Origin of the sequence: Pseudomonas extremorientalis (assembly GCF_024584605.1) — a bacterium.
GTDB classification, from domain to species: Bacteria; Pseudomonadota; Gammaproteobacteria; order Pseudomonadales; family Pseudomonadaceae; genus Aquipseudomonas; species Aquipseudomonas extremorientalis.
On record NZ_CP089519.1, the window covers coordinates 5,093,032 to 5,112,315 of the forward strand.

A 19,284-nucleotide genomic window follows, 5' to 3' on the forward strand; every position below is an offset into this window, starting at 1 on the left:
ATCAAAAACGGTAAGTCACCGAGCCACCAAACCCGTTGGCACTGTTTTCATATTTGGCATCGTAAGTCAGGCCAACCTGGGAAAGGTTCTGCCGCACCTTGATCGGTTCTTCCTTGAGGTAGGAATACGCCACATCGAAGGTCAGGTTATCGACGGGCGTCCAGCCAGCACCCAAGCTGAAAACAGTGCGGTCCCCCGTAGGAATTCGAACGGAGCGGTCGGTGTTGTTGGTAGGCGTCTGGTCCACCGAGAAACCGGTCCGCAGTACGAGTTCTTTGTTGACCCGATAAGCCGCACCAATGGCATGGGACCAGGTGTCATGCCAATGCTGTTGTTCGGTGATCGAGCCCAGGCCACCGAATTGAGCGGTGAGGTCGGAGACCCCGTCGTTGTTGATGGTGATCTTCTTCAACTGGCTCCAACGGGTGTAGGTGCTGCCGAGGTACAAGGTCCAGTCATCATTGAGTTGATGGGTTACCGAGAAATCCACCGAAGAGGGCGTAGTCACATCCAGGCTGGCGTCATACTTTTGCGGCCCACCGTCGAAGGCATCGGAAATCAAACCGGACGCATGGGTCTTGCCGCTGAGGTGGTAGACCACCTGCGAGTGATAGGTCACACCGATGCGCGTGCTTTCAAGAGGCTGCACCAGGAGACCGGCATTGAACCCGGTGGCATTGTCGTCGCCTTTGACCTTCACGCTTTCGCCGGCTCCGCCACCCAGCGGCACATTGGAATCCAGCTCGCCACTGATGCGATTGAAGGTCGGGCCAAAGCCCACCGACACTTTGTCGTTGAAGGCATAGCTGACCGTCGGCTGCACGGTGATGACCTGGACCTTGCTCTTGTTGCCAAAGCCATTGCCCTGGAAGCTGTGCTCATAGTCGGTCACCAGGCCGAACGGCGCGTAGATACCCAGGCCGAACGCCCAGTGCTCATCAATGGGCGTGACCAGGTAGCCCATCGGCACGGCAATGCCGGGCACCATGTCGCCCTTATTGGTGCCTGGGTTGTTGGCACCGAACTGCGAGGAACTGGCGTCCCTGATGTTGGATTTGGCATCGAGGTAAGTCGCGCCGAGGCTGACTTCATTCTGTTTCAGACGCGACATGCCGGCGGGGTTGCCGAACACCGTGCTGGCGTCTTCAGCGGAGGAGGAACGACCTGCGTAGCCCGTGCCCATTGAACTGATGCTTTGTTCATTGAGCGCGAAACCACCGGCGAACAACGGGGTTGAGGCAAGGGAAACGGCGAGCGCCAAGGCGCCTTTAAGAGTTTTGTTATTCATTATTAGGACTCGAATTGTGGGGCAGCGATGAGGAAGCTACCAACGTTCGAGCGGCCGGTTTATGAAGAGTTTTTCATGCGCAGGATTGTCGGACAATTCTATGCATTTCAAAGACTTTGCCTGTTTTTTCGTTTCCAGTAATGACCTTGAAACCCGATTGTGACCCATGGGTTTCGGCGATAGCATCAACCTCGCGCAGATGCAAAAAAGCCCCAGGCTTTTCGTTGGCCTGGGGCTGTCGGGTTTTCAGGCAGGCAAAAAAAAAACCCGGAAATCCTCACTTGCGTGGGCCTTCCGGATTTTCTAAACCGCCAAAAATGGTGGGTCGTGTGGGATTCGAACCTACGACCAATTGGTTAAAAGCCAACTGCTCTACCAACTGAGCTAACGACCCGCTGTGTGGTGGCGCGTATAATACTGATTTCTAAGGATTATTCAACACCTTATTTGAAATAAATCAGAAATAACGCGTTGGGTCAGTAATTCCGGCGGCGTGGAAGCCTTCTGCACGCAGTCTGCAGCTGTCGCATTTCCCACAAGCACGGCCGTCATCGTCTGCCTGGTAGCAGGAAACAGTCAGCGAATAATCGACGCCAAGTCCTACGCCTGCCTTCACGATGTCAGCCTTGCTCAGGTTTTGCAGCGGCGCCAGGATACGGAAGCCCTGCCCTTCTACGCCGGCCTTTGTCGCCAGGTTGGCCATGCGTTCGAACGACTCGACGAACTCCGGACGACAGTCAGGGTAACCTGAATAATCCACCGCGTTGACGCCGATGAAAATGTCGCGAGCGTGAAGCACCTCTGCCCAGCCAAGCGCCAGGGACAGGAACACCGTGTTACGTGCCGGCACGTAGGTCACCGGGATGCCTTCACCGGGGGTTTCTGGCACATCGATGCTGCTGTCGGTCAGTGCTGAGCCACCGATGCCGTTGAGGTTCAGGCCAATCACCTTGTGTTCGACCACGCCCATGTCGCGGGCGACGCGGGCCGCAGCGTTCAACTCGGCACGGTGACGCTGGCCGTAGTCGAAGCTCATGGTGTAGCAGCTGTAGCCTTGCGCCTGCGCCATGGCAACCACCGTGGCGGAGTCAAGGCCGCCGGACAGCAGGATTACCGCGCGTTTTTGATCCATGGTGTGTTCAGTCATATCAGCGTCCTGGCTCGTCGTTCCAAAGGTATTTATGCAACTGCAATTGCAGGCGCACCGGCAGATTGTCCGCAACCACCCAATCGGCGAGGTCACGTGCATTCAGGTCATGGTGGCTTGGTGAGAACAGCACTTCGCCTGCACGGCGGTCCAGCCCGTATTGAATCAGCTTGGAGTTCGCCCAGTCGTAGTCGTCACGCGAACAGATGACGAACTTGACCTGGTCGTTGGCCGTCAACAGCTCGATGTTCTCGTAGCGGTTGCGATGCGATTCCTTGGAATCGGGGGTCTTGAGGTCGACTACCCGGCTTACGCGGGGGTCAACTGCAGAGATATCCAAGGCGCCACTGGTTTCCAGGGAGACCTCGTAACCGGCGTCACACAGCTGCTTGAGCAATGGGATGGCATTTGGCTGGGCCAGCGGCTCACCGCCGGTCACACAAACGTAGCGCGGCTTGTAGCCGGCAACCTGCTCCAGGATGTCATCGAGGGTGCGCACCGTGCCACCACTGAAGGCGTAGGCGCTGTCGCAGTACTGGCAACGCAAGGGGCAACCGGTCAGGCGCACAAATACTGTGGGCAGGCCGGCCGTCCGCGTTTCACCCTGCAACGAGTAAAAAACTTCGGTAATACGTAATGTGTCTTGCATAGTCGCCACGGGCGTAACAGCTAAACAGGCTGTCCGCCTCCGTCAGGCACTTTGAGGGACCCCGCCAACGCGTAGACCCCAAAAAGCGTGTTTCATGAAAGGGCGTGGATTCTAACGAAAAAACCCGCGCAAGGCGCGGGTTTCTTCTAAACGGGTAAAACATCGCTTACAAGCGCTGCAAGTCCCGTTGGGCCAACTGGGCAGCGGAAGTCCCCGGATACTGGGCCACCACCTGTTGCAGAATACCTTTGACCTTGTCGGTATGACCCAGGCGGCGTTCTACGTCAGCGAGTTTGTACAGCGAGTCCGGCACCTTGGCGTGCTTGGGGTACAGCTGGCTGACCTTGGCAAATGCCTGGCCCGCGCCCTGTAGATCACCCTTTGCCAGGTTGACTTCACCTAACCAGTACTGGGCGTTGCCCGCGTATTGGCTGTTCGGGTATTTACGCAGGAAAGCGGTAAAGGCCTGGCTGGCCTTGTCGAAATCCTTGGCTTTGATCAGGTCGAAGGCTGCATCGTAATACAGCTTTTCCTTCGCCGGATCACCCGGTTCGCTGCTCGCGGCAGGGGCTTGGCTGGCAGCCGCCCCTGCTGCTGCACCGGCAGCAGCGCTAGGCGCGCCACCGGCAGAAGAATTATCAGGAGTTGCGGCAGGTTGAACGCCGGCTCCAATACGTTGATCAAGATCCTTGTAACGCTCCAGGCCTTCTTGCTTGAGCTGGTTCACCTGGTTTTGCAGTACCTCAATAGCGCCTTGCTGCTGCGCGATTTGATCCTGCATGCGTTGCAGCTGGTTGAACAGTTCGCCCTGTGCCGAGGGAGCGGACGTAGCCGCTCCCCCCGCATAGGCGCCGTTCGTGCCATAACCCGCTGGCGGATAACTGCTCCCGCTATTGTTATAGCCAGAGTTGCTATCTTCCACAGGAACCGCAGCCCACACCGCAAGCGGTGCGAGGCTGAGAGCCAATACAGTCAGAGCACGACGGCACGTTCGCATGACGAATTACTTACGCAGTTCGACGCGACGGTTTTGAGCCCAGGACTGCTCGTCGTGGCCAGTAGCAACTGGACGCTCTTTACCGTAGGAAACCAGTTCCAGTTGGCCTGGAGCAACACCTTGCAGTACCAGGTAGCGCTGAACGGCTTTCGCACGACGCTCGCCCAGTGCCATGTTGTACTCACGAGTACCACGTTCGTCAGTGTTACCTTCCAGAACAACGCGAGCGCCGTTAGCTTTCAGGTCCTTCGCGTGAACGTCCAGAGCGCGCATGGCTTCTGGTTTCAGGTCCGAACTGTCGTATTCGAAGTAGAAAGTGGTGATAGCGCGCAGAGCAGCTTCTTCGCTCAGGGAGCCGTCAACCGCACCAGTGTTAGCGCCGTAACCAGCGTTTGGATCAACAGCTGCGCCTTCACCGGCATTGTCGCCGCCTTTAGACGAGCAACCAACGGCTACGGACAGAGCCAGAGCCAGAGCAGCAAACTTACCAAACTTCAGCATTTCCATCGTGAAACTCCTAATGAACCCCAGTGTGTTAAGCAAATCTTTTTGTAGCGCCGCGTCAGTTCAGGTAAGGGGACCAGGATGGTTCTCTGACTTCGCCTTGTGCGGTAGGAAGCGGGAGCCTTACGCGTCCATTAATGGACACGAGCATCAAGACTCCCCGGCCCTGCTGGCGGGTGGCGTAGATTACCATGGTGCCGTTGGGCGCAACAGTGGCTGACTCATCAAGGTTGGTATCTGTAAGGATTTTTACGGTTCCGCGCTGCAAATCCTGGGCCGCAACCCGGAAATTAGTGAAACCATCCTGACGGTGAATCATCACCAACGTCTTTTCATCAGCCGAAAGCTTAGGGTTGGCGTTGTAGTTACCGATAAAAGTAACGCGCTCTGCACCACCACCATTCACATTCGCCTTATAGACCTGTGGCTTGCCGCCACGGTCAGAGGTGAAGTAGATGGTCGAACCATCCTTGCCCCAGAACGGTTCGGTATTGATACCTGGGCCGCTGGTTGCGCGAGTGATCTGGCGTGAAGCCATGTTCATCACGTAGATGTCCGGGTTGCCGTCTTTAGACAGCACGAACGCCAGGCGCGAACCATCCGGTGACCAAGCCGGCGCACCGTTGAGGCCTTCGAAGTTGGTGATCTGCTCACGACGGCCAGTATCAATGTGCTGGACGAAGATACGCGGACGCTTCTGCTCGAAAGACACGTAGGCAATACGCTTGCCGTCCGGCGCGAAGCGCGGCGACAGGATTGGCTCACGGGATTGCAGCAAGGTCACAGCGCGAGCACCGTCGTAGTCCGAACGCTGCAAGGTGTAACGAGTGTTGTCTACGGAGAAACGCTCAGCCGTTACATACAGCAGACGCGTCGAGAAAGCCCCCTTGATACCGGTGAGTTTTTCGAACGACTGGTCCGAGATGTAGTGGGCCATGTCGCGGATCTGCTCGGCCGTGCCCGAGACGCTGCCGGTCAAGACCTGCTGCTCGGTCGCCACGTTGAACAAGGCGTAGGTGATTTGCAGACGACCACCGGCCGGCGTGATATTGCCGACCATCAGGTACTGCGCGCCCACTGCTTTCCAGTCACGGAAAATGACTTCGCTGGCCTGGGTAGGCTGGCTGATCATGTTGCCTTTTGGAATCGGTGCGTAATAGCCGGAGTTGCGCAGGTCATCACTGACGATCTGGGCCATGTCGTCCGGCAGCACGCTGCCGCCCTGCCAGCCGAACGGTACTACTGCGATCGGAGTGGCCCGATCACTACCGCTGGTAACCAGGATGTTCTTTTCATCCGCCGCCGCTATCCCTGCCATACAGCAAATAACGACAAGCATTCCTCGAAGAAGGTTTCTCACAAGGCTAGATCCTCAGGTGTGAATGTCATCTTGAATGAACGATAGGGAGCGAAGTCGCTTGGTTTCATTCCCTGCATCTCGGTCAACCGGCCAATGTTCTTGACTGCGGCAACCGCCGAACTGTCGAACGAACCGTCACCACTGGACTTGGCCACGCTGACCGAAGTCACCGTACCGTCCGGCAACATGCCGATCTGCAGCACTACTGTCATGCCTTTGCGCGCCGAAGGTGGACGTGTCCAGCCTTCCGCTGCCCGTGCCCGAATCAGATCGTCGAAACTGCCCGCGACTTCATCACCACGTTCATCGGCCAAGGCTTGCTGACGCTGCGGCGTGTCGGAGAGCAAATCTGCCAAGGCCTGGGCCTTCTTCTCTTCGGCGGATTTGCGCGCTGCTTCCTGGGCCTTTTTCTTCTGGGCGTCGGCGGCAGCTTTCTTCTTCGCGTCGTCGGCGACTTTTTTCTTCGCCTCGTCTGCTTCAGCTTTTTTCTTGGCGTCTTCGGCGGCTTTTTTCTTCGCGTCTTCGACTATTTTCTTCTTGGCGTCTTCAGCGGCCTTTTTCTTGGCCTCTTCTTCGGCAGCCTTCTTGGCTTCTTCTTCAGATTTCTTCTTGGCTATATCAGCCAATTGTTTCTCTTCGGCCTTTTTCGCTTCGGCAGCTTTCTCGGCTTTCTTGGCTTCATCAGCCTTTTTCGCCTCGTCAGCCTTCTTGGCTTCGTCAGCCTTTTTCGATTCCTCGGCCTTTTGAGCCGCCTCTTCTTTCTTTTGTTCCGCAGCCGCCTTCACCGCTTCCTGCTCGACCTTCTTCTGTTCCATCTGTTCGACTTCAGTCTGGCGCGCAGCCGACTTCTGGGCCTCACCCGCAATCTTCTGATTGGTCTGGGTGGTGGCCTGACTTTTCGATTTCAGCTGATACAGGGTCGCCTGCACGATCGGCTTGGCTGGCGGCAGGTCCGGGGTCATGGCAAAGCTGACGAACAGCATGCCAAACACCAGGACATGCAGCGCAATCGCCCAGACGCTAGGCCAGAAGTAGCTTTCCGAGGCGGACGGCTCTCGCTGTTGCTGCATCAGGGCGCCTCGGTAATCAAGCCAACGTTACCCACGCCGGCCTTCTGCAGCCCGCCCATGGCGCCCATGACGGAGCCGTAGTCGACCGATTTGTCGCCACGGATGAACACCTGGGTGTGCTTGCCGCCTTCGTTGCCGGAGCGAATGATCTTGGTCACCGCATCGGTCATCGCAGGCAAAGTGAGAGCCTTGTCTTGCTGCTTCTGCGTGTCGACTTCGCTGCCAAGATTCCAGTAATAGGTCTTGTCAGCCTTGATCGAAATGGTCAGGACTTGAGTGTTGTTGTCTTGCGGCAAGGCTTCACTGGAAACCTTGGGCAAATCAACCTTCACGCCCTGGTTGAGCATCGGCGCGGTCACCATGAAGATAACCAGCAGCACCAGCATCACGTCGATGTAAGGCACTACGTTCATCTCGGCGACCGGCTTGCGCTTTTTGCGAGCTCGAGCGATTAAAGCCATTGGGAATTACCTGCTTATTCTTCGCTGGTGTGCACTTTACGGTGCAGGATCGCCTGGAACTCGTCGGCGAAGGTGTAGTAACGACCGATCAACGTTTCGCTGGTGGCAGCGAAGCGGTTGTAGGCGATTACTGCGGGGATAGCGGCAAACAGGCCGATCGCGGTGGCGATCAGGGCCTCGGCGATACCCGGTGCCACGGTGGCCAGGGTCGCTTGCTGAGCCTGGGCCAGGCCACGGAAGGAGTTCATGATCCCCCACACGGTACCGAACAGACCGATGTACGGGCTCACGGAACCGACGGTGGCGAGGAACGGCAGGCTTTGCTCAAGCTTTTCTTCTTCGCGGGAAATGGCCACGCGCATGGCACGTGCCACACCTTCCATCACCGCTTCCGGGTCAACGCCTGGCTGCTGGCGCAGACGGGAGAATTCCTTGAAGCCGGCGCGGAAGATCTGCTCGACGCCCGAGTCCGGGTCCGGGTTGCTGCCGGCCTGGCGGTACAGCTTGGACAGGTCGATACCCGACCAGAAGCGCTCTTCAAAGCTCTCCAGGGCACGTCGACCGGCACGCAGCAGGTTGCTGCGCTGAAAAATCATGACCCAAGAGGTAACCGATGCGGCTACCAGGGTCAGCATGACCAGTTGAACCACAACACTGGCATTGCTGACCAGGCTCCACATGGAGGAATGGTCGACGACGGTAGGTTCCACGCTAAATCTCCTGCTTTGATTGTTTACCCGCGCCGCTTACGTCGGCAAAGGCCGCACGTAGAGCTTCGGGAATGGCCCGGGGTTTCAAGCTATTGGTGCGCACACAGGCCACCAGGAACTGCCCCTCACAGAGCAGCGTTGCATCCGTTGCCCGCCTGACCTGCTGCTTGAAACGCAGGCTGACACGGTTCAATTCGATTACTTCAGCGCTGACCAACAATTCGTCGTCCAGCCGCGCCGGCGCGTGATACCGCGCCTCGCTGGAGTGCACGACGAATAACAGGTCCTCCCCTGCCAGCTCGGATTGGGCAAAGCCCAGCTCCCGTAGCCGCTCGGTTCGAGCCCGCTCCATGAACTTGAGGTAATTGACGTAATACACGATGCCGCCGGCATCGGTGTCCTCGTAATAAACGCGACAGCGATGTGCGAACGACTGATCCCCGTTTTGCGCGCGCATACTCTAGTGCTTACTCCTCAGGTTGCCAATCCGGCTGGGCAACTGTTTTTTCATTGTCTGAAACATTTCTAACGACTGAATGACGACGCCAGCCACTAGGACAGCACAAACCTCGGATAAATCGACTGGCTATAGGTTTTTAATCGTCCACTGCATCGAGGAATTCGTCTACTACGGGCATCTCGCCCAATCGTGACGGAATGTTTAACCCAAAGTGCAGATAGGCGTGACGCGTCACCACCCTGCCCCTTGGCGTGCGCATGATGTAGCCCTGCTGGATCAGGTACGGTTCCAGCACATCCTCAATGGTGTGGCGCTCTTCACTGATGGCCGCCGCCAGGCTGTCGACGCCCACCGGGCCACCGTCGAACTTCTCGATCATGGTCAGGAGCAGACGTCGATCCTGGTGATCGAAGCCGTGCTCATCCACGTCCAGCAGGTTCAAGGCCAGGTCGGCCACGGCCTTGGTGATGTGCCCCTTGGCCCGCACCTCGGCAAAGTCTCGCACGCGTCGCAGCAGGCGGTTGGCGATCCGCGGCGTGCCGCGGGCCCGACGGGCGATTTCAAACGCGCCTTCCGGGTCCAGCGGCAAGCCGAGAATGCTCGCCGAACGGCTGACAATGGTCGCCAGATCAGCCGTGCTATAGAACTCTAGACGTTGAACAATGCCGAAACGGTCTCGCAGTGGGTTGGTCAGCATCCCTGCGCGGGTTGTAGCGCCGACCAGCGTGAACGGCGGCAGGTCGAGCTTGATCGAGCGGGCAGCCGGGCCTTCGCCGATCATGATGTCGAGCTGGAAGTCTTCCATGGCCGGGTACAACACTTCTTCGACGATCGGGGATAACCGATGGATCTCGTCGATAAACAGCACATCGTGCGGTTCAAGGTTGGTCAGCAACGCCGCCAGGTCACCCGGACGTTCCAGCACCGGGCCGGAGGTGGACTTGATCGATACGCCCATTTCCTGGGCAATGATGTTGGCCAGGGTGGTCTTGCCCAGGCCCGGTGGGCCGAAGATCAGCGTGTGGTCCAGGGACTCACTGCGCCCACGCGCAGCCTGGATGAACAATTCCATCTGCTCGCGCACGGTGGGCTGGCCAATGTATTCGGCCAGGCTCAGGGGGCGGATAGCGCGGTCCTGGACCTCTTCACGGTCGCGCGGGCCGGTGGCTGCAATCAGACGATCAGCTTCAATCACTTAAATCATTCCCTTCAGGGCGCGGCGGATCATGTCTTCACTGCTCAGGTTCTTGTCCTTGATGGCCGATACGGCCTTGCTGGCTTCCTGGGGTTTGTAACCCAGGGAAATCAGCGCGCTGACCGCATCGCTCTCGGCGCTCGCCACCTGGCCGGCCGGCATGTCCGGCTGGTTCGGTACAAGGGCGAACATGCTCGGTACGACCTCCCAGGCCTTGAAGCGGTCCTTGAGTTCCACCAGCAGGCGCTCGGCGGTCTTCTTGCCGACGCCTGGCACCTTGGTCAGCGCCGAGGTGTCCTGGGCCGAAACGGCACGCACCAGCTCATCCACTTCCAGGCTCGACATCAACGCCAGGGCCAGTTTCGGCCCTACGCCATTCAGGCGGATGAGTTCACGGAAGAAGTCACGGTCACGCTTGCCAATGAAACCATAGAGCAATTGCGCATCTTCACGCACCACCAAGTGAGTATGCAGCGTAATCGGCTCACCGACCGACGGGAGGCGATACAAGGTGGTCATGGGCACTTCCAGCTCATACCCCAACCCATTTACATCCAGAATCAGGTGCGGCGGCTGTTTCTCAGCCAGAGTGCCGCGCAAGCGTCCAATCACGGTTCAGATCCTTAAAGCTAGGGTCAGAGCAAGGCCCGACCGGAAATAACGATTGCGCTGATGCTATCAGAGACGCAGGCGCCCGCCACGACTGCGTGCCGTGCCCAGGCCGTGAGGCAGTAAACTTGAGCGAGTGTGCGCATGGCAAATGGCAATAGCCAGGGCGTCCGAGGCGTCGATCTGCGGTTTTGAAGTGAGCTTGAGCATGTGCATGACCATCATCTGCACCTGCTCTTTGTTCGCCGCGCCGGTGCCGACCACGGCCTGTTTGACCTGGGTGGCGGTGTACTCGGCGATTTCCATGCCCTCCTCGGCGCCGGCAACGATGGCGGCGCCACGGGCCTGGCCAAGCTTCAACGCGGAGTCGGCATTCTTTGCCATGAACACCTTTTCGATACCCATGGTCACCGGCCCGTAGGTCTGGATCACCTCACGCACGCCGCGATAAACGATCTGCAGGCGCTCGGCCAACTCGCCCGCGCCGGTGCGGATGCAGCCCGAAGCCACGTACACGCAGCCACGCGGGGTCTGTTGCACCACGCCAAAACCGGTGATGCGCGAACCGGGGTCGATACCTAGGATTAAAGTCATAACGCCTGCGGGTTGGGTAAACACATTTTTTGACACAGAGAAGACCCTATGTGGGAGGGGGCTTGCCCCCGATAGCGGTGAATCAGTCGATTTATACGTAACTGACACACTGTCATCGGGGGCAAGCCCCCTCCCACTTTTTGATCTACATCGTCCTTCAGCCTAGCTGTTCGGCTACAGACTCAGGGATGTCGGCGTTGGAATACACGTTCTGCACATCATCCAGGTCTTCGAGCATATCCAGCATCTTCAGCACTTTCTGCGCACCGTCCAGGTCCAGCTCGGCGCTGGTGGTCGGCAGCATCACGATTTCCGCGTCGGTACCTTTGAAACCGGCCGCTTCCAGGGCATTGCGCACCGCATAGAAGCTGGCGAACGAAGTGAACACGTCGATGGAACCGTCTTCGTTGGTCACCACATCGTCGGCATCCGCCTCCATCGCCGCTTCCATCAGCGCATCTTCATCGGTGCCCGGCGCGAAGGTAATCTGCCCCTTGCGCTCGAACAGGTAGGCCACCGAACCGTCAGTGCCGAGGTTGCCACCACATTTGCTGAATGCATGACGCACAGCGGCGGCAGTACGGTTGCGGTTGTCGGTCATGCACTCGACCATCACGGCCACGCCACCCGGGCCATAGCCTTCGTAGCTCAGCTCGACCATGTCGTCGGTATCGGCAGCGCCGGCACCGCGGGCCACGGCGCGGTCGATGATGTCGCGACTCATGTTCGCGCCAAGGGCCTTGTCCAGCGCCAAGCGCAGACGCGGGTTGGAGCCTGGATCACCCCCACCCTGGCGGGCCGCGACGGTCAGCTCGCGGATCCATTTAGTGAAAATCTTGCCTTTCTTGGCATCCTGACGCTCTTTGCGGTGCTTGATGTTCGCCCACTTGGAATGGCCAGCCATAACACAACTCCAAAAATTCTCTAGAAACCTTATCAATTCCGCCCCAGGCGGAATGCAACCCTTGTAACGCAAAGGCGCATCCGAAGATGCGCCTTTTTTGACTGCGTAAACCTCAGTGCGCTTTCACGCAGCAGCCTTACTCAGCCTTCGGCGTCTCGCGCAGACGGATGTGCAGCTCGCGCAATGCCTTGGCATCCACCACACCTGGCGCCTGGGTCATGACGTCCGCAGCGCTCTGGGTTTTCGGGAAGGCGATCACTTCACGGATCGACTGGGCGCCGGTCATCAGCATCACCAGGCGGTCCAGGCCGAACGCCAGGCCACCATGGGGCGGCGCACCGTATTTCAGGGCGTCGAGCAGGAAGCCGAACTTCTCTTCCTGTTCCGCTTCGTTGATGCCCAACAGGCGGAACACCGCTTGCTGCATCTCCTTGCGGTGGATACGGATCGAACCGCCACCCAGCTCGGTACCGTTCAATACCATGTCATACGCGCGGGACAGCGCGCCAGCCGGGTTGGCTTCCAGTTCGGCCGGCGAGCATTTCGGCGCGGTGAACGGGTGGTGCAAGGCGCTGAAGCTACCGTCGTCGTTTTCTTCGAACATCGGGAAGTCAACGACCCACATCGGGGCCCATTCGCAGGTCAGCAGGTTCAAGTCGTGACCCAGCTTGATGCGCAGCGCGCCCAGGGCTTCGCTGACGATCTTGGCCTTGTCGGCGCCGAAGAACACGATGTCGCCGTCGACTGCGCCGACGCGATCGAGGATCGCGTTCAGGTTGTCCAGCGGAATGTTCTTCACGATCGGCGATTGCAGGCCGTCAACGCCATTGGCGCGCTCGTTGACCTTGATATACGCCAGGCCCTTGGCACCGTAGATGCCAACGAACTTGGTGTAGTCGTCGATCTGCTTGCGCGGCATGCTCGCGCCGCCAGGCACGCGCAGGGCGGCGATGCGGCATTTAGGGTCGTTGGCCGGACCGCTGAACACCTTGAAGTCGACTTCTTTGAGTTGGTCGGCCACGTCCACCAGTTCCAGCGGGTTACGCAGGTCTGGCTTGTCGGAACCGTAGCGGCGCATGGCTTCTTCGAAGGTCATGTGCGGGAAGTCGCCGAACTCCAGGCCCAGCACTTCCTTGAACAGGTTGCGGATCATCTGTTCGGTCAGGCCCATGATCTCTTTTTCATCGAGGAAGCTGGTCTCGATGTCGATCTGGGTGAATTCAGGCTGGCGGTCAGCGCGCAGGTCTTCGTCGCGGAAGCACTTGGCGATCTGGTAGTAGCGGTCGAAGCCGGCGACCATCAGCAGTTGCTTGAACAGCTGAGGCGACTGCGGCAGGGCGAAGAAGGAACCGGCGTGGGTGCGGCTAGGCACCAGGTAGTCACGCGCGCCTTCGGGGGTGGCCCGGGTCAGGATCGGGGTTTCGACATCGAGGAAGCCGTTTTCGTCGAGGAAACGACGGATGCTGGTGGTCATGCGCGAACGCAGACGCAGCTTCTCGGCCATTTCCGGACGACGCAGGTCCAGGAAGCGATAGCGCAGGCGGGTTTCTTCGCCCACGTCAGAGTATTCGTTGAGTGGGAACGGCGGGGTTTCCGACTCGTTCAGTACTTCCAGCTCATAGCCCAGCACTTCGATGCCGCCGGACGCCATGTTCTTGTTCACGGCACCCGCCGGACGCAGGCGAACCTTGCCGGTGATCTTCACGACGTATTCGCTGCGCACGCGGTCGGCGGCGGCGAAGCTTTCGGCGCGATCCGGGTCGAACACCACCTGGGCCAGACCATCACGATCACGGATATCGAGGAAGATCACCCCGCCGTGGTCGCGGCGACGGTGAACCCATCCGCAAAGGGTGATTTCCTGACCTTCCAGGGTCTCGTTCAGTTGGCCGCAATAGTGGCTGCGCATCATGGTAGTGGTTTCACTTCTCGTAATTCGAAATTCGGTGGAGGCCTGCCTCGTCACCGTACATTAAAGCAGGGGACGGATAATGCAGGAGCCTGCGCGTAGAGTTCAACTCAGTCTGCTTTGTCGCCGCCGGCCAGGTTCTTCTTCGAGCCGGTCTTGAAGTCGGTCTCGTACCAGCCGTTGCCGCTCAAGCGGAAGCCCGGCATGGACAACATCTTCTTGAGCTCAGGCGCCTGGCAGGCTGGGCAATCGACCAACGGCGCTGCGCTGATCTTCTGAATGGCTTCCAACTGATGACCGCAGGAAGCACATTGGTAGTCGTACATGGGCATGGCGATGTCTCGGCGATTTCGTTACTGCGCCACGCCTGCCCTACGGGTCCGCAGCATGCGTAGCAAAGCGCGGGATTATATCTGGTAAATCGAGGCAGCGCAGCCGGCATTCTGCCCAGGGCCCTGCCCGCCATGATGGAGGGCCGGCCCCGAAGCCCGGTGGCTATCCTGGTGAGCACGCAGGGTCAAAACGCCCTTTGAGGACATGAACCACGCACACCACCCTGACCAACCCACTGAAGTTCTTCACACCGCCATAACGCAAGTGTACTTCCCGATCGACATAAGACAGCAACGCACTGACTGAACAGGCATTGATCCTGGCGATTTCCGTGAGGATATTCCAATAGATTTGCTCCAGCCGCAGGCACGTGGAAAAACCATTGAGCCTCACCGACCGGGACAGCGGCTTGGCCAGTCCCATATCGAACCCTTTTGCAAAAGGGTCGATCTTTATCTTATGGAAACCACCGGTTTCCATCACTCCATTACCGACTCCGCGTGACATACACCTGACACTCCATTGCCAAACAACCGCCCATGGGTCGTCCCATTGGGCAATGCCCTATAAAAACAGCAGGGAGCGGCAGGCAGCCAGAAGACGCGGAGTTGTTCGACGTAGGACAACGCCAGGAAATGCGCGGAAACAAGCGAGCGGCGCCAGGGCGGCGCCACTCAAGGTCAGCGTTTACTGATTTTCAAGCAGGGACCGCAGCATCCACGCGGTTTTCTCATGCACCTGCATACGCTGGGTCAGCAGGTCGGCCGTCGGCTCATCGCTGACCTTGTCGAGCAGTGGAAAGATACCGCGCGCGGTGCGGGTGACCGCTTCCTGGCCAGCCACCAACTGCTTGATCATCTCTTCGGCACTGGGCACGCCCTCTTCCTCCTTGATGGAAGAAAGACGGGCATAGATGGAGTAGGCACCCGGCGCAGCAAACCCCAGGGCACGGATACGCTCGGCAATGGAGTCCACGGCCAGGGCCAGTTCGTTGTACTGCTCTTCGAACATCAAGTGCAGCGTGCGGAACATGGGGCCCGTGACGTTCCAATGGAAGTTGTGGGTTTTCAGATACAGAACATAGGTATCGGAAAGCAGTCGCGAAAGCCCGTCGACGATGGATTTACGATCTTCTTCACTGATACCGATATCGATTGCCATGTTTATCCCCTTCAATTGACAAGCATTCATTGATCAGGTGCAGGACCACTCTAGCAAGAGTGCCGGTGATGCGCAGCCCGGCGCGGCAATTCGCCACGATGCGCCCTGCCGACCGGGGCAGCCCAAGCCTTTGAGGCAGGTAGGAAATTTCTCTGCTGGCCGTTTGAAAAACCTGCACGTGTCTAGGACAAGCGTTTGCTGCAGAAATGCCATCGCCCTTGCAATACCCCGAAATGCTTGATTTGAGTAGGCACAGCCTTTGCTGTTAAATAGACAGCGTGTCGTCGCCGTTACTTTCTGCGGCAGCGACATAGGCTGATACCCCGCGCACGTGCCCAACGCCTCCCATTGTTCAGAAGCGAACCGTGCCAGTCAGCTCTTCCTTGTGATCCGTCTTAACGTGAGTTAATCAAAATGTTGAAAATCGTCCACCTGCTAACGGGCGTTGCAGCTTTGCTGCTGTCCTTTATCCCGAGCCTGCAGCCTGAAAGCCTGCCGTATCTGGAACAACACGACGCTCTGTACCTGGCCATGTTCGGCCTTCTTAACCTGACGCTGGCACCGGTGATCCCTTACTGGAACAAAGGCCCGCGACATCAACTGCAAAACCTGGTCAGCGCGCTGCTGGTACTGACCGTTGTCGTACAAACCCTCACCCTCCTGGCACCCATGCCTGAAGTCGGCGGCCACCCGGCCATCCTGCTCAGCCTGGTGATCGCTGTGGTCGCCATCGTTCTTCACCTGGCCATCAGCTTCTACCGTTCGTCCCCTGCGGCCTCGTCGCAAACCTACGACATGACCAATCGGGATACCGGTACCGTCAAGTGGTTCAACACATCCAAAGGCTTCGGCTTTATTTCCCGTGATTCGGGCGACGATATTTTCGTCCACTTCCGGGCCATTCGCGGCGAAGGCCATCGCGTCCTGGTGGAAGGCCAGCGCGTGGAGTTCTCCGTGATGAATCGCGACAAAGGCCTGCAGGCCGAAGACGTGATCGCTGCACTGCCGCGCCGCTGATACCTGCGTTCGCAGCAAAAAAACCGCGATCCAGCCTGGCTGGGTCGCGGTTTTTTTATGCGTGGCTATCAATAGTGAGGCGGCGGCGCTTCTTCTTCGGAGGTTTCGAATTGGCCGCCCATTTCTTCCTGGCGCTTGAGCAGCGCAGTCATCTGCAATTGCAGGCGCTCTACAGCACGCTGCTGCGTGACGAGGATGTCATTGAGGGTCTCGATGGTGTCGTCCTGGAAGGCCAGGCGGCTTTCCAGGTCGGTGACGCGGTCTTGCAGGTCCATGATTCAGCCCTGGTTGAAAATGAAGTCGGCAGGCAACAGCTCGCGCAGACGGGCGCGGATGGCAGCGACTTGCTCATCGGTGTAAGGCTGCGCCGGATGCTTGCCCCATACCGGCGCCGGCCAGGCAGCATCGTCGCGCTTGCGCACGATCACATGCACGTGCAATTGGCTGACCACATTGCCCAGGGCGCCGATGTTCATCTTGTCGGCGGCCAAGCCTTCATTCAGCAACTGGGCCAGGGCAGTCGTCTCTTGCCACAAACGCTGCTGGTCGGCGACATCCAGTTGAAACACTTCGCTGATAGCGTTGATGCGTGGCACCAGGATGAACCACGGGTAGTTTGAGTCATTGGACAGCAGCAGGCGGCACAGCGGGAAGTCCCCGATGACCAGTGTGTCTTGTTGCAGGCGTTGATCTAGGGCGAACACCGCGGGCACTCCGTTCGGCAAGTCAGGTTCAGGCGCCCAGCATACCTTCGAATGCGCACGGCTTCACGGCGAATGCAGGAAAGCGCCGGCGCCAGTGATGAAAAAACATGCACTCTTTCGAGGCGGTCGAATATTTGAGCTACGCTAAACCGGGCCTCACCGGGACGCACCAAAATGACCCACTTGTGCCTCAAAGGGATCCGCCAATTACCCACTCATGAGGGTGAACCGGTAACGTTTTTCCCGCGCACAGGTTTTATGTACCACCGAACAGGGGTAACACAGCCGCGTCAAGCCCAAACCAAACGGTGTAAAAAGCCCGTACTTATGCGGTTTTTACAGGAGCGGAACGGTTTTCACGAAAAAATGACATTCGGTTACCGCTTTGTGCACGCTTGTTGCATTGACACCTGCATCGTCGGCAACGACACCCGATTGGAAGCAGGTGTTTCGCGATAAAGAACAGCAGCGTTTCAATGCGTATCAAGGAAGCGTTCAAACTTTGAAAAGGGTTTGGAAACAGTATTGAAGTTGTCAGTCCGGTTACAACAGGACTGTGGATTTGCGACATGGAGCTAGCAATTTACGACAGCCTCGTAAAGAAGCTGAAAGGATAGATGGGTAAGTATCGTCAATAGGGTCTGCGTGATATAACTTTGCGCCGACACATAAAAGAAAGAGCCGCCCAGATAAAAATACAGGTGGGACGGCAGTACTCTTCCTAAAACCAAAGGAGCAAATCACGATGCGCGTGATGAAGTGGAGCATGATCGCCCTGGCTGTTTCAGCAGGCACCTCGCAGTTCGCAATGGCGTCCGCCCAGGACGATTCCAAGGGCTTTATCGAGGACAGTACCGCCAGCATTCTGACTCGTACCCTGTACTTCAGCCGTGACTTCCGTAACAACGCGCCTGGCACTCAGAGCCGCCGCGAAGAGACCGGTCTTGGTTTCCATGGCCTGTTCAGTTCGGGCTACACCCAAGGCACCATTGGGGTCGGTGTTGATGTAATTGGCCTGTTGGGCGTCAAACTCGACAGCGGCAAAGGCCGTGCCGGCACCGGCCTGTTCCCTAACGGCTCAGATGGCCGCGCACAAGACGACTACTCCAAGGGTGGCGCTGCGGTCAAATTCCGTATTTCCAACACTGTGCTAAAAGTCGGTGATCAATACACCACTGCCCCAGTGTTTGCTTCCGATGACAGCCGTTTGCTCCCGGAACTGCCGCAAGGTATCTCCATCACCAGCAACGAAATCAAAGACCTGAAACTGGAAGCCGGTCACTTCACCTCGATCGTTGCCCAAGACCATACCTACCGGGACAGTATCGCCAGTTCGGAGCTAAACACGGGCCGTGGCCTGCGTGATGCCAATTTCGTGGGCGGCGTCTACGCCTGGTCTCCAGAGTTCACCACCAGCCTCTACTACTCGAAAGTGGAAGACTACTGGAAAAAAATCTACGCCAACGTGAACTGGACCCATGCACTTAGCGATGATCAGTCTGTGGCTGTCGACTTCAACATTTACGACACCAAAAGCGATGGCGCAGGCCTGCAACGCGCAGCAAAAGACGGTACCACCAAGCTCGACAACCGCGCATTCAGCTTGCAAGGTGCGTACACCATCGGTGCTCACACATTCACGCTGGCAGCCCAGAAAGTTAGTGGTGACGGTGACTACGGCTACGGCGTAGACGGCGGCGGCACGATTTTCCTGGCCAACTCCATCGCCCGCTCCGACTTCAACGCTGAAGACGAAAGGTCCTACCAGGCTCGCTACGACATCAACATGGCGACCTTTGGCATTCCTGGCCTGAGCTTCATGACTCGCTACGTAACGGGTAAGGGTGCTAACACCAACCTCACCAACAACGGCAAAGAGTGGGAACGCGACATCGAAGCCAAGTACGTGATTCAGAGCGGCCCAGCCAAGGACCTGAGCCTGCGTGTACGCCAAGCGACCTATCGCTCGTCCGACAATGTCTATGGCTCGCCGTCTCTCGACGAACTGCGTCTGATAGCACAATATCCGCTGAGCATCTTGTAATTGATGGTTTGATTACAACGATGAATTAAGGCCTAGGCCTTAAGCAAAAAGCCGCTCCTTTAATTAACAAGGAAGCGGCTTTTTTTATGGCTGTAATGTTTCAGCGGCAAAAATAACTAGCAAGCTAACTAACTAGATCAATTTCAACGCTTCAAACTTGACCTCACA

General features: G+C 57.9%; 22 protein-coding genes and 1 tRNA gene. 2 read left to right on the top strand and 21 right to left on the bottom strand.

Features of this window, described 5'->3' with window-relative positions; all coding sequences use genetic code 11:
- Position 1: 1 nt before the first annotated feature.
- The 19 genes from LUU92_RS22965 to LUU92_RS23055 form a co-directional block, all read right to left on the bottom strand.
- Complete coding sequence (locus LUU92_RS22965; RefSeq protein WP_257102691.1) at positions 2-1,288, bottom strand: OmpP1/FadL family transporter; 1,287 nt, start codon at positions 1,286-1,288, stop codon at positions 2-4.
- A gap of 318 nt (positions 1,289-1,606) precedes the next feature.
- Positions 1,607-1,682, bottom strand: a tRNA-Lys gene (locus tag LUU92_RS22970).
- A gap of 63 nt (positions 1,683-1,745) precedes the next feature.
- Positions 1,746-2,420, bottom strand: coding sequence for a 7-cyano-7-deazaguanine synthase QueC (queC, locus tag LUU92_RS22975; protein WP_257103876.1), 675 nt, complete (start codon positions 2,418-2,420; stop codon positions 1,746-1,748).
- Positions 2,421-2,436: 16 nt separating this feature from the next.
- The gene (queE, locus tag LUU92_RS22980) at positions 2,437-3,084 is read right to left on the bottom strand and encodes a 7-carboxy-7-deazaguanine synthase QueE (RefSeq protein ID WP_058423265.1); all 648 of its coding nucleotides are present in this window, start codon (positions 3,082-3,084) and stop codon (positions 2,437-2,439) included.
- A gap of 166 nt (positions 3,085-3,250) precedes the next feature.
- Positions 3,251-4,081, bottom strand: a complete 831-nt coding sequence (gene ybgF, locus LUU92_RS22985) for a tol-pal system protein YbgF (protein WP_058423266.1) — start codon at positions 4,079-4,081, stop codon at positions 3,251-3,253.
- A 6-nt stretch (positions 4,082-4,087) separates the two neighbouring features.
- Entirely contained in the window at positions 4,088-4,588 is a 501-nt protein-coding gene (gene pal / locus LUU92_RS22990) for a peptidoglycan-associated lipoprotein Pal (RefSeq protein ID WP_003209827.1), read from the bottom strand.
- Between the two features lie 55 nt (positions 4,589-4,643).
- Positions 4,644-5,924, bottom strand: coding sequence for a Tol-Pal system beta propeller repeat protein TolB (tolB, locus tag LUU92_RS22995; protein WP_071489395.1), 1,281 nt, complete (start codon positions 5,922-5,924; stop codon positions 4,644-4,646).
- A gap of 17 nt (positions 5,925-5,941) precedes the next feature.
- The gene (tolA, locus tag LUU92_RS23000; RefSeq protein ID WP_034109149.1) at positions 5,942-7,015 is read right to left on the bottom strand and encodes a cell envelope integrity protein TolA; all 1,074 of its coding nucleotides are present in this window, start codon (positions 7,013-7,015) and stop codon (positions 5,942-5,944) included.
- The gene (gene tolR / locus LUU92_RS23005) at positions 7,015-7,467 is read right to left on the bottom strand and encodes a protein TolR (RefSeq protein ID WP_161793227.1); all 453 of its coding nucleotides are present in this window, start codon (positions 7,465-7,467) and stop codon (positions 7,015-7,017) included. The genes tolA and tolR overlap by 1 nt, the downstream gene beginning before the upstream one ends.
- A 23-nt stretch (positions 7,468-7,490) precedes the next feature.
- Positions 7,491-8,186 (bottom strand): protein TolQ, encoded by a 696-nt coding sequence (tolQ, locus tag LUU92_RS23010; protein ID WP_015885609.1) that lies wholly within the window; start codon positions 8,184-8,186, stop codon positions 7,491-7,493.
- A 1-nt stretch (position 8,187) separates the two neighbouring features.
- Entirely contained in the window at positions 8,188-8,643 is a 456-nt protein-coding gene (gene ybgC, locus LUU92_RS23015; RefSeq protein ID WP_025854760.1) for a tol-pal system-associated acyl-CoA thioesterase, read from the bottom strand.
- Positions 8,644-8,782: 139 nt separating this feature from the next.
- Positions 8,783-9,841, bottom strand: a complete 1,059-nt coding sequence (ruvB, locus tag LUU92_RS23020) for a Holliday junction branch migration DNA helicase RuvB (protein ID WP_003193867.1) — start codon at positions 9,839-9,841, stop codon at positions 8,783-8,785.
- Positions 9,842-10,453, bottom strand: a complete 612-nt coding sequence (gene ruvA, locus LUU92_RS23025) for a Holliday junction branch migration protein RuvA (RefSeq protein WP_003175802.1) — start codon at positions 10,451-10,453, stop codon at positions 9,842-9,844. It lies immediately after the preceding gene.
- Positions 10,454-10,519: 66 nt separating this feature from the next.
- On the bottom strand, positions 10,520-11,044 hold the full coding sequence (gene ruvC / locus LUU92_RS23030) for a crossover junction endodeoxyribonuclease RuvC (protein WP_016975450.1): 525 nt from the start codon (positions 11,042-11,044) through the stop codon (positions 10,520-10,522).
- Between the two features lie 157 nt (positions 11,045-11,201).
- Positions 11,202-11,948, bottom strand: a complete 747-nt coding sequence (locus tag LUU92_RS23035; protein ID WP_071489392.1) for a YebC/PmpR family DNA-binding transcriptional regulator — start codon at positions 11,946-11,948, stop codon at positions 11,202-11,204.
- A gap of 136 nt (positions 11,949-12,084) precedes the next feature.
- On the bottom strand, positions 12,085-13,860 hold the full coding sequence (gene aspS, locus LUU92_RS23040; protein ID WP_071489391.1) for an aspartate--tRNA ligase: 1,776 nt from the start codon (positions 13,858-13,860) through the stop codon (positions 12,085-12,087).
- Between the two features lie 107 nt (positions 13,861-13,967).
- Positions 13,968-14,189 carry an FmdB family zinc ribbon protein gene (locus tag LUU92_RS23045; RefSeq protein WP_003209804.1) on the bottom strand — a complete coding sequence of 74 codons (222 nt, stop codon included), beginning with the start codon at positions 14,187-14,189 and terminating at the stop codon, positions 13,968-13,970.
- 163 nt (positions 14,190-14,352) lie between these two features.
- Entirely contained in the window at positions 14,353-14,697 is a 345-nt protein-coding gene (locus tag LUU92_RS23050; RefSeq protein WP_092246880.1) for a ribbon-helix-helix domain-containing protein, read from the bottom strand.
- A 180-nt stretch (positions 14,698-14,877) separates the two neighbouring features.
- Entirely contained in the window at positions 14,878-15,351 is a 474-nt protein-coding gene (locus LUU92_RS23055) for a Dps family protein (RefSeq protein ID WP_071489389.1), read from the bottom strand.
- A 414-nt stretch (positions 15,352-15,765) separates the two neighbouring features.
- Between LUU92_RS23055 and LUU92_RS29050 the strand changes: the two genes are divergently transcribed.
- Positions 15,766-16,368, top strand: coding sequence for a cold-shock protein (locus LUU92_RS29050; RefSeq protein ID WP_058423272.1), 603 nt, complete (start codon positions 15,766-15,768; stop codon positions 16,366-16,368).
- Positions 16,369-16,436: 68 nt separating this feature from the next.
- Here the strand turns inward: LUU92_RS29050 and LUU92_RS23065 are convergent, their stop codons facing one another.
- Both LUU92_RS23065 and LUU92_RS23070 read right to left on the bottom strand, forming a co-directional pair.
- Positions 16,437-16,643 (bottom strand): SlyX family protein, encoded by a 207-nt coding sequence (locus tag LUU92_RS23065; protein WP_015885618.1) that lies wholly within the window; start codon positions 16,641-16,643, stop codon positions 16,437-16,439.
- Positions 16,644-16,646: 3 nt separating this feature from the next.
- The gene (locus LUU92_RS23070; protein WP_071489388.1) at positions 16,647-17,072 is read right to left on the bottom strand and encodes an HIT domain-containing protein; all 426 of its coding nucleotides are present in this window, start codon (positions 17,070-17,072) and stop codon (positions 16,647-16,649) included.
- 745 nt (positions 17,073-17,817) lie between these two features.
- On the opposite strand from LUU92_RS23070, the gene LUU92_RS23075 reads away from it, so the two are divergent.
- A complete protein-coding gene (locus tag LUU92_RS23075) occupies positions 17,818-19,116 on the top strand; it encodes an OprD family porin (RefSeq protein ID WP_257102692.1) in 1,299 nt (432 codons plus the stop codon).
- The last annotated feature ends 168 nt before the right edge of the window (positions 19,117-19,284 follow it).